The 9460-nt window shown below is 71.3% G+C and carries 10 protein-coding genes; 7 read left to right on the top strand and 3 right to left on the bottom strand.

Annotation, left to right across the window (positions count from 1 at the left end; genetic code table 11):
* Window positions 1–140 precede the first annotated feature (140 nt).
* Window positions 141–839, bottom strand: a complete 699-nt coding sequence (locus ACH5A8_RS11115) for a DUF5324 family protein (RefSeq protein WP_399000373.1) — start codon at window positions 837–839, stop codon at window positions 141–143.
* 397 nt (window positions 840–1236) lie between these two features.
* On the opposite strand from ACH5A8_RS11115, the gene ACH5A8_RS11110 reads away from it, so the two are divergent.
* Together ACH5A8_RS11110 and ACH5A8_RS11105 are read left to right on the top strand one after the other, a co-directional pair.
* Window positions 1237–1785, top strand: coding sequence for a peptidylprolyl isomerase (locus ACH5A8_RS11110; protein WP_399000371.1), 549 nt, complete (start codon window positions 1237–1239; stop codon window positions 1783–1785).
* Window positions 1786–1925: 140 nt separating this feature from the next.
* Window positions 1926–2867, top strand: a complete 942-nt coding sequence (locus ACH5A8_RS11105) for a rhomboid family intramembrane serine protease (RefSeq protein ID WP_399000369.1) — start codon at window positions 1926–1928, stop codon at window positions 2865–2867.
* Window positions 2868–3160: 293 nt separating this feature from the next.
* Here the strand turns inward: ACH5A8_RS11105 and crgA are convergent, their stop codons facing one another.
* Window positions 3161–3415 (bottom strand): cell division protein CrgA, encoded by a 255-nt coding sequence (crgA, locus tag ACH5A8_RS11100; RefSeq protein WP_396318756.1) that lies wholly within the window; start codon window positions 3413–3415, stop codon window positions 3161–3163.
* Window positions 3416–3578: 163 nt separating this feature from the next.
* On the opposite strand from crgA, the gene ACH5A8_RS11095 reads away from it, so the two are divergent.
* From ACH5A8_RS11095 to ACH5A8_RS11075, 5 genes are all read left to right on the top strand, one after another.
* Window positions 3579–4370 carry a DUF881 domain-containing protein gene (locus ACH5A8_RS11095; protein ID WP_396318757.1) on the top strand — a complete coding sequence of 264 codons (792 nt, stop codon included), beginning with the start codon at window positions 3579–3581 and terminating at the stop codon, window positions 4368–4370.
* A gap of 95 nt (window positions 4371–4465) precedes the next feature.
* Entirely contained in the window at window positions 4466–4627 is a 162-nt protein-coding gene (locus tag ACH5A8_RS11090) for a hypothetical protein (protein WP_019981283.1), read from the top strand.
* A complete protein-coding gene (locus ACH5A8_RS11085) occupies window positions 4624–5262 on the top strand; it encodes an aminodeoxychorismate/anthranilate synthase component II (protein WP_190176304.1) in 639 nt (212 codons plus the stop codon). The genes ACH5A8_RS11090 and ACH5A8_RS11085 overlap by 4 nt, the downstream gene beginning before the upstream one ends.
* The gene (locus tag ACH5A8_RS11080) at window positions 5259–6431 is read left to right on the top strand and encodes a class E sortase (protein ID WP_399000365.1); all 1173 of its coding nucleotides are present in this window, start codon (window positions 5259–5261) and stop codon (window positions 6429–6431) included. Before ACH5A8_RS11085 ends, ACH5A8_RS11080 begins: the two co-directional genes overlap by 4 nt.
* 15 nt (window positions 6432–6446) lie before the next feature.
* Window positions 6447–7187 carry a class E sortase gene (locus ACH5A8_RS11075; protein ID WP_399000363.1) on the top strand — a complete coding sequence of 247 codons (741 nt, stop codon included), beginning with the start codon at window positions 6447–6449 and terminating at the stop codon, window positions 7185–7187.
* A gap of 108 nt (window positions 7188–7295) precedes the next feature.
* Here ACH5A8_RS11075 and pknB read toward each other — a convergent pair whose 3' ends face one another.
* Complete coding sequence (gene pknB / locus ACH5A8_RS11070; RefSeq protein WP_399000361.1) at window positions 7296–9308, bottom strand: Stk1 family PASTA domain-containing Ser/Thr kinase; 2013 nt, start codon at window positions 9306–9308, stop codon at window positions 7296–7298.
* Window positions 9309–9460: the final 152 nt, after the last annotated feature.

Below are 9460 nucleotides of genomic sequence, written 5' to 3'. Positions count from 1 at the left end.
CGGGGGGGGGGGGGGGGGGCGCGCGGGGGGGGGGGGGGGGGGGGGGGGGGGGGGGGGGGGGGGGGGGGGGGGGGGGGGGGGGGGGGCGCCCCGGCCGGCCCCCCCCCCCCCCCCCCACGGCCGGACGGCCCGGCGCCGCGTCAGCCCTGCTCGTCGCGGTCCGCCTCGTCCTCGGCCTCCTTCGCCGCGACCTCCGGGTCCAGCACCGCGTCACCGCTGCCGTCCACCGAGGTCAGCCGTCCCGGCTCGGGCACCTCGGTCGCGGCCGGCGGCTCCACCAGCCAGTCGGGGTTGGCCTGCTTGTCCCACCACTTCCAGGCGGCGAACGCGCCACCGGCGAGCACGCCCGCCACGGCGAACACCTTCACGACCCGGCCGGCCCGCGAACGCCTGCACTGCCTGCGGGCCAGCTTCTGGATCTTCCGTGCCGGCACCTGGCCGCGCAGCGCGACCAGCGCGGCGGCACCGCGCGCGGCGGCCTCGTCCGCGACCGGCCCGGCCGCGGCCATCGCCTGCTCGATCCTCGGCCTGGAGTACTCGGCTGCCTGCCGGGCCGCCTTGCGGGTCCGTACGGCGGCCTCCTGGGCGGCCTGGTCGACCCTGGGGGGCACATGGGCGCGAGCCTGTTCCAGCCGGGGTGCGACATGGGCGCCGTACTGGACGCGGGCCTGGTCGGCGGCGAGGGACACTTTCGGCGCGAGCCGTACGCGGGCCTCTTGCGCGTACTGCGCGGCCCTCTCCTTGGCCGTGTCGGCGTAGGGCGCCACCACTTCCGCGGCGTGCAGCACGCTGTCCTTCGCCGAGCCGGTCGCGGCGCGCACGCTGTCGATGCGGGTCACGGGTTCCTCCTCCTCGGTGGCGTACGGTAATTCGACTTTCCACCCTTTTACGGATCATGCCTGTCAACGGGCCCGGAGGCATGTGCGCACAGGCATCCGGGTCACGCGGGAGAGTCCGGGCCCCGACGGGCCCTCCGGCCGGCTGTCCGGCGGGAGGCGCTGCGGCGGGAGACGGCCCGAACGAGGTCGAGGGGCGATAGCGGACGAATACGGGGCAACGGGAGCTCGCGGTCGACAATGCCACGGATCGTCGCGTCGCGCTCCCGACCCGAGGAGACTCGCCCGGATCCGCGCAACCGGTTCGGGCGGACGCTCGCCCGGAAGAGGGCGTCGGGCGACGCGCGGCGACGGCCGTGCGAGGATCGGAGGGTTAAGGGAAGACAACGGAAGGCAGATCGTGGCTGAGCAGCTCTACGCCACCCTGAAGACCAACCACGGCGACATCGAGGTCCGGCTCCTGCCGAACCACGCCCCCAAGACGGTCCGCAACTTCGTTGAGCTCGCCACCGGCGAGCGTGAGTGGGTCAACCCCGCCACCGGCGAGCGGACCACGGCACGGCTGTACGACGGCACGGTCTTCCACCGGGTGATCAGCGGTTTCATGATCCAGGGCGGTGACCCGCTGGGCAACGGCACCGGTGGTCCCGGCTACAAGTTCGAGGACGAGTTCCACCCGGACCTCGCCTTCGACAAGCCGTACCTGCTGGCGATGGCCAACGCCGGCCCGGGCACCAACGGCTCGCAGTTCTTCATCACCGTCGCCCCGACGGCGTGGCTGACCCGCAAGCACACCATCTTCGGCGAGGTCGCCGACGCGGCCGGCCAGAAGGTCGTGGACGCCATCGCGGCCACGCAGACCAACCCGCGCACCGACCGCCCGGTCCAGGACGTCGTCATCGAGTCGGTCGTCGTCAAGGGCGACCTGCCCGAGGTCAAGAAGGTCTGAGCGCCGACGCGCCGTACCCCGCGAGGACGGCGCCAGGGAACCAAACGCCCCGCTCGTCCGTAAGGATGAGCGGGGCGGCGCGTTGCCCGCGGCGGGCGCCGCCGCACCGCGCGGCGCCCACGACGACTCGAGGGGATCCCATGGACCAGGCACCAGGCAGCCCGCAGGGCCCGGCGGACCACGGCCCGGCCGGCCGCGGCCCGGCGGACCCGGCGTCGCACGGCGCCCAGGGCCTGCCCACCTGCTACCGCCACCCGGACCGCGAGACCGGCGTCCGCTGCACCCGCTGCGAGCGGCCGATCTGCCCCGAGTGCATGGTGGACGCCTCCGTCGGGTTCCAGTGCCCGGGGTGCGCGCGCGGCGGGCAGGGCACGGGCGCCTCGCCCGCCGCCTCCCGGCCGCGCACCCTGGCCGGCGGCGCCGTGGCGAGGGACCCGCGGCTGGTCACCAAGGTGCTGATCGGCCTCAACCTGGCCCTCTTCCTGGTCCAGCAGTCGGTGGGCGACGCCTTCACCGACCGGTTCAGCGTCCTCGGCCAGGCCATCGTCCCGTACTCGGGCTCGGTCGAGGGCATCGCGCAGGGCCAGTGGTACCGGCTGATCACCGGGATGTTCCTGCACGCCAACTACTTCCACATCCTGTTCAACATGCTCAGCCTGTGGTGGATCGGCGGCCCGCTGGAGGCGGCGCTCGGCCGCGCCCGCTATCTGGCGCTCTACTTCGTCTCCGGACTGGCCGGCAGCGCCCTCACCTATTTGCTCGCCGCCCCGAACCAGCCCTCGCTCGGCGCCTCTGGTGCGATCTTCGGCCTGTTCGGCGCGACCGCCGTGCTGATGCGCCGGCTCCGCTACGACATGCGGCCCGTCATCGCCCTGCTGGTGATCAACCTGATCATCACCTTCGGCTGGGGCAGCATCGCCTGGCAGGCCCACATCGGCGGCCTGGTGGCCGGCGTGGTCGTGGGTTACGCGATGGTGCACGCCCCGCGCGAGCGGCGGTCCCTGGTCCAGTACGGCACCTGTGCGCTGGTGCTGGTGGCGGTGGTCGTCATGTCGGTGATCAGAACCGGCCAACTCGGCTGAGACCGGTCGGCGACCGGTCGGTGCGCACTTTTGTCCACAGTCCGTGCCGGATCCTGTGCACAGTGTGCGGGAACAGGTGAACCCCCTGCCGGTGACCTGAGTCAGTGCAGGTCAGGCAGGGGGTGAACAAGTTTTCGAAGCGCGGAATGACAGTCGTACCGGCGTCAACGGCGGACTGGTTATCCACAGATCGTCGGAGTTTTCCCCAGGCTTCGTGTGGAAATTCGAGCGACCTGTGGATAACTCAGCGGATAGCCGTGGGCAGAGCTGCCGTCACCGCGCGGCGGGAGCCGCTACTTCCACTGCGTGGATACGCCGAACCCGGCGGCGATGAAGCCGAAACCGACCACGATGTTCCAGTTGTCCAGCGCGTCGATGGGCAGCGAGCCGTCGGTCACGTAGAAGACGACGATCCAGGCCAGGCCGATGACGAACATCGCCAGCATGACCGGCGCCACCCAGCCGCGGCTCTCCAGCTTGATGACCGCGGCCTGCTTCGCGGGCGGCGGCGTGTAGTCGGCCTTCTTGCGGATACGTGACTTCGGCACGAGGGTCTCTCCTGTCGATGCGCTGCGTGGCCGCGCAGGGAACTGGACTGGCTCCGGGGCAGCGTACAAGGGGACTGCGAGGGGACTACAAGGGGAGACGAAGCACTCCCCCGGGCGTCCGTTAGCGTAGTGCTTCCGCGGCGCCTAAGGAGATAAGGGTACGTTGAGCAATTCCGCCGACCTCCCGCAGGCGGGCACCGGCACGGACCCGGGCCCGGCCCGCACGCGTCGCGTGAAGCCGGTGCGGATCCTCACCGCGGCCGTCTTCGCCCTGGCCGGGCTGATCTTCTTCACCAGCTTCGACACGGCCAAGGGCACGAACATCCGCACGGACACCTCCCTGCTGAAGCTGTCCGACCTGGTCCAGGAGCGCAGCCGCAAAAACAAGGAGCTCGACGAGTCCAACGCCGCCCTGCGCGAGGACGTCGAGTCCCTGGCCGAGAGCGACGACGGCAGCACGGGCGCGCAGGACCGGAAGCTGACCGGCCTGGAGAAGGCCGCCGGGACGCGGCCCGTCAAGGGCGAGGCCGTCACGGTCACCCTCAACGACGCCCCGCCGGACGCCACCGCCAAGCTGCCCGGCTATCCCGAGCCGCAGCCCGACTACCTCGTCATCCACCAGCAGGACCTCCAGGCCGTGGTCAACGCGCTGTGGAACGGCGGCGCCCAGGGCATCAAGGTCATGGACCAGCGGCTGATCTCCACCAGCGCCGTGCGCTGCGTGGGCAACACCCTGATCCTCCAGGGCCGCGTCTACTCGCCGCCCTACAAGATCACGGCCGTCGGCGACCCGGACCGCCTCCAGAAGGCGCTCGCCGCCTCCCCGGCGATCCAGAACTACATGGTCTACGTCAACGTCTACGGCCTCGGCTGGAAGGTCGCCGAGAACGGCACGGTCACCCTGCCCGGGTACTCGGGCACCGTCGACCTGCACTACGCCGAGCCGGTGGCGTAGCCGTTTTCCACAGGCCGGGGAACAGTCGGCTCCGCGCCGCTAGTCTGGTCCGGTACGGCGTGAATCCGGTGCCGTGGCGAGACGGAAGGGACGGCATGTACGGCTGGATCTGGCGGCATCTGCCGGGGAACGCGTGGGCGAAGGCGCTGGTCTCACTGGTGCTGGTCCTGGCCGTGGTCTACGTCCTGTTCCAGTACGTCTTCCCCTGGGCCGAGCCGCTGCTTCCCTTCAACGATGTGACGGTGGACAACCAGTGAGTGCGCGGATTCTCGTCGTCGACAACTACGACAGCTTCGTCTTCAACCTGGTCCAGTACCTGTACCAGCTGGGCGCCGAGTGCGAGGTGCTGCGCAACGACGAGGTGTCGACCGCGCATGCGCAGGACGGCTTCGACGGCGTGCTGCTCTCGCCGGGGCCGGGCACGCCCGAGCAGGCCGGCGTGTGCGTGGACATGGTCCGGCACTGCGCCGCCACCGGCGTCCCGGTCTTCGGCGTCTGCCTGGGCATGCAGTCGATGCAGGTGGCGTACGGGGGCGTGGTGGACCGCGCGCCCGAGCTGCTGCACGGCAAGACCTCGCCGGTCGAGCACGAGGGCAAGGGCGTCTTCGCCGGGCTGCCCTCCCCCTTCACGGCGACCCGCTACCACTCGCTGGCCGCCGAGCCCGCCACCGTCCCGGCCGAGCTGGAGGTCACCGCCCGCACCCACGACGGCATCATCATGGGCCTGCGCCACCGGGAACTCCCCGTCGAGGGCGTGCAGTTCCATCCCGAGTCGGTGCTGACCGAGCACGGGCACCGGATGCTGGCCAACTGGCTGGTGGAGTGCGGCGACCAGCAGGCCGTGGCGAGGTCGGCGGGGCTCGCCCCGGTGGTGGGCAGGGCCACGGCGTGACCGCGCTGCGCCCCGAGCGCGCCTCCGGCGCCGGCCGGGACGGCCCGGAGGCGTACGACGCCGCCGGTGGGCCGTACTCCCCGGCGCCGTACGACACGCGCGGCTCGGCGGCGCCGTACGACACGCGCGGCTCGGCGGCGCCGTACGCGGGACATCCGCACGCCCGGTGGGGCCCGTCCCGGCCCTCGCCGGACCCCTCGCCGCGGCAGGCGCCGCCCGTCGACGACGAGACGGTGGCGTTGCGGATCCCCGATCCGCCCCCAGTGGCCTCAGGAGCCCCTTCCGGCGCCACCGCCACCGGATCGACCCATGAGGGGCGGGCGGCCCGCAGAAAGGCCGCCAGACGCCGTCGTGGCCGTCATGGCGGCACGGCCGGGGCCACGGAGGCGGCCGCACCGCCCGGGGCGCCCGCGGGTTCCTCCCGTCCCCCGGGGCCGGACGGGACCGCCGCGCCGCTGTCGCGGGTAGAGGCCCGTCGGCTGGCGCGGGCGCGCCGGCCCGGCGCCGGGGTCGTCATCAGCAGGTTCGTCGGCGAGCTGTTCATCACCACGGGCGTGGTGATGCTGCTGTTCGTCACCTACCAGCTGTGGTGGACGAACATCCGCGCGCACGCGCAGGCGGGCCACGAGACGCACCAGCTGCAGGACGACTGGGCGAGCGGCAAGCGCAGCCCGGGGACGTTCGAGCCGGGGCAGGGCTTCGCCATCCTGCACATCCCGAAACTGGACGTCGTGGTGCCGATCGCCGAGGGCACCAGCAAGACGAGGGTCCTGGACAAGGGCATGGTCGGTCACTACGGACCGGGCGACCTGAACACGGCGATGCCCGAGGCGAAGACGGGGAACTTCGGGCTCGCGGGCCACCGCAACACCCACGGCGAGCCGTTCCGCTACATCAACAGGCTCCGGCCGGGCGATCCGATCGTCGTCGAGACGCAGGACACGTACTTCGTCTACAAGACGACGAGCATGCTGCCGGTGACGTCGCCGGCCAACACCAGCGTCCTGGACCCCGTCCCCAGGCAGTCGGGCTTCACCGGTCCCGGCCGCTACATCACGCTCACCACCTGCACGCCGGAGTTCACCAGCAAGTACCGGCTGATCGTCTGGGGCAAGATGGTCGAGGAACGGCCGCGCAGCAAGGGCAAGCCGGATGCGCTCGTCAGTTAAAGGGCAGATGCGACAGTGGCAGCGACCACGGACGACACGGCAGAGCACACCGACGACCGGCCCGCGGTACGCCGCCGCCCCGGCCGGCTGGCCCTCGCGGTCAGCGTCCTCGGTGAACTCCTCATCACGGCGGGCCTGGTCCTCGGCCTGTTCGTCGTGTACTCCCTGTGGTGGACGAACGTCATAGCGGACCGCAAGGCCGACCGGCAGGGCGACAAGGTCCGCGACCGGTGGGCCCACTCCGCGCCCGCCGGTCCCGGCGCGCTGGACACCAGGGACGGCATCGGCTTCCTGCACGTGCCCGCCATGGACAACGGCGAGGTCCTGGTGAAGAAGGGCGCCTCGACGGACGTCCTCAACGACGGCGTGGCCGGCTACTACACCGACCCGGTCAAGGCGACGCTGCCGATGACCGGCGAGGAGGGCAACTTCTCCCTCGCCGCGCACCGGGACGGGCACGGAGCGAAGTTCCACAACATCGACAAGATCGAGAAGGGCGACCCGATCGTCTTCGAGACGCGCGACAAGTGGTACGTCTACAAGGTCTACGACATCCTGCCCGAGACCTCGAAGTTCGACGTCAAGGTCATCTCCCAGGTGCCGAAGGAGTCGGGCGTCACCAAGCCCGGCCACTACATCACGCTGACCACCTGCACCCCGGTCTACACCTCCCGCTACCGCTACGTCGTCTGGGGCGAACTGGTCCGCGTGGACGAGGTGGACGCCAGGCGCACCCCGCCGAAGGAGCTGCGCTGAGCGGTCGACGCTCGTCCGCCGACGGGTACGACGGAGCCCCGGCGCCCTCTCGAAGAGGGCGCCGGGGCTCCGTTCGTCACTCCGGGCGGTCGCCGGGCGGGGCGGGCGTCAGCCGAAGATGCCGCCGCCGTTGTTGCCGCCGTTGTTGCCGCCGTTGTTGCCGCCCTGCTGGCCACCGCCCTGCTGGCCACCGGCGCCGAAGGCGAAGAGGGTGACCTTGTCGCCCTTCTTGACCTGCTGGCCTTCCTGCGGATTGCTGGTGACCACCACGGCGTTGTCGTCGCCCCCGCCCCTGACCTGGTCGAGCTGGAGACCCGCCTGGGCGAGCACCTGCTTGGCCTGGGCGACCGTCATCTGGGTCACCTTGGGCATCGCGAACGGCTGGTCCTGCGGCGCCTTGGCGATCGACACGTCGACCGTGCTGCCGCGGTCGATGTCCGTGCCCGGGCTGAAGCTCTGCTTGAAGATCTTGCCCTCGGGCTGTGCGGTGGACTCCTCCTGGGTCTGGTTGCCCAGCACCAGGCCCTTCTCCTCCAGGAGCGCCTTGGCTTCGTCCGGTGTCTTGCCCGTCAGGTCGGGGACGGTCACCTTCGCCGTCTCCTTGGCCACCGTGAGGGTGACCGTGGCGCCCTTCTCCCGGGTCGCGCCGGCCTTGGGGTCCTGCGACAGCACCGTGTCCGGCGTCTGGCTGGACTCCTGGCCCTGCTGCTCGACCTGGAAGCCCTTGTCCTTCAGCTGCTTCTCCGCGTCGGCGAAGGACAGGCCCTCCACGCTCGGCACCTCGACCTTGGGGGCGCCGGCGGAGACGACCAGGTTGATCGTGTCGCCCTTCTTGACGTCGGCGCCGGCCTTCGGGTCCTGTGAGCAGACGCTGCCCTTGGGCTGGTCCTCGCAGGACTTGCGGGTGGGGTCGGCCAGCTTCAGTTCGACGTTGTCGGCGGTGCGCTGGGCGTCGGCGTAGGTCTGGCCGACGAAGTTGGGCGCCTTGAAGGTGTCGCTGGTCGAGTTGTGGCTGCTGAAGGCGTACTTGCCGATCAGGATGGCGCCGACGAGGACCAGGAGACCCGCGACGACCAGGAGGATCGTCGAGGTGTTCGACTTCTTCTGCCGGCCGCGCCGGTCGGGGCGGTCGTCGTAGCCGTAGCCGCCGTCGTCCGGGTTCATCGGCGGCAGCATCGTGGTGGCGGCGGCCCCCGGCTCGGCGCGCAGCGCCGTCGTCGCCTGGTCGTCGGGGTACCCGCCGTAGCCCACCGCGCCCATGGCGGCCGTGGCGGCGACGGGCTGGCCGTCGAGGCACGCCTCGATGTCGGCGCGCATCTCGTCGGCCGACTGGTAGCGGTAGTCGGGGTCCTTGACCAGCGCCCGCAGCACGATCGCGTCCATCTCGGGCGTGATCTCGGGGTCGAAGACGCTCGGCGCCTGGGGCTCCTCGCGGACGTGCTGGTACGCCACCGCGACCGGGGAGTCGCCCACGAACGGCGGGCGGACGGTCAGCAGCTCGTAGAGCAGGCAACCCGTCGAATACAGGTCCGAGCGGGCGTCCACCTGCTCGCCCTTGGCCTGCTCGGGCGAGAGGTACTGGGCGGTGCCGATGACGGCGGCCGTCTGCGTCATCGTCATGCCGGAGTCACCCATCGCGCGGGCGATGCCGAAGTCCATGACCTTGACCTGGCCGTTGCGCGTCAGCATGACGTTGGCCGGCTTGATGTCGCGGTGGACGATGCCGCTGCGGTGGGCGTACTCCAGGCCCTGGAGGATGCCGATGGTCATCTCCATGGCCCGCTCGGGCAGCAGCTTGCGGCCGCTGTGGAGCAGCTCACGGAGCGTGGAGCCGTCGACGTACTCCATCACGATGTACGGGATCGAGACCCCGTCGATGTAGTCCTCGCCCGTGTCGTAGACCGCGACGATCGCGGGATGGTTGAGCGAGGCGGCCGACTGGGCCTCCCGGCGGAACCGGGCCTGGAAGGAAGGGTCACGCGCCAGGTCGGCGCGCAGCGTCTTCACCGCCACGGTGCGGCCCAGGCGGGTGTCGTGCGCGAGGTACACCTCCGCCATGCCACCACGGCCGAGCACGTGGCCCAGCTCGTACCGGCCGCCGAGGCGACGCGGCTCTTCCATAGTTCCCTACCAGCCCTCTCCGTCGGTCCCGGTCGGCGCGGGTGCGCGCGTCCGGAGCTGCCGTCCGGGCCTACCGTACCCGGCTCGCTCTGTGTGGCCCGGCCAAGCCCGTCACCCGATACAGGACCGGTATCGCAACGTGCACCGATGTG

This window comes from Streptomyces sp. NPDC018610 (assembly GCF_044391765.1).
Classification (GTDB): domain Bacteria; phylum Actinomycetota; class Actinomycetes; order Streptomycetales; family Streptomycetaceae; genus Streptomyces.
The sequence above is the reverse complement of the archived record's forward strand: the minus strand, read 5'-3'. Positions and strand labels throughout refer to the sequence as shown.

Excerpts from the sequence above, each read along its gene's own strand:
- pknB (WP_399000361.1), bottom strand. The coding sequence starts at position 9,308 with ATGGAAGAGCCGCGTCGCCTCGGCGGCCGGTACGAGCTGGGCCACGTG.
- ACH5A8_RS11090 (WP_019981283.1), top strand. The coding sequence starts at position 4,466 with ATGTACGGCTGGATCTGGCGGCATCTGCCGGGGAACGCGTGGGCGAAG.
- ACH5A8_RS11105 (WP_399000369.1), top strand. The coding sequence starts at position 1,926 with ATGGACCAGGCACCAGGCAGCCCGCAGGGCCCGGCGGACCACGGCCCG.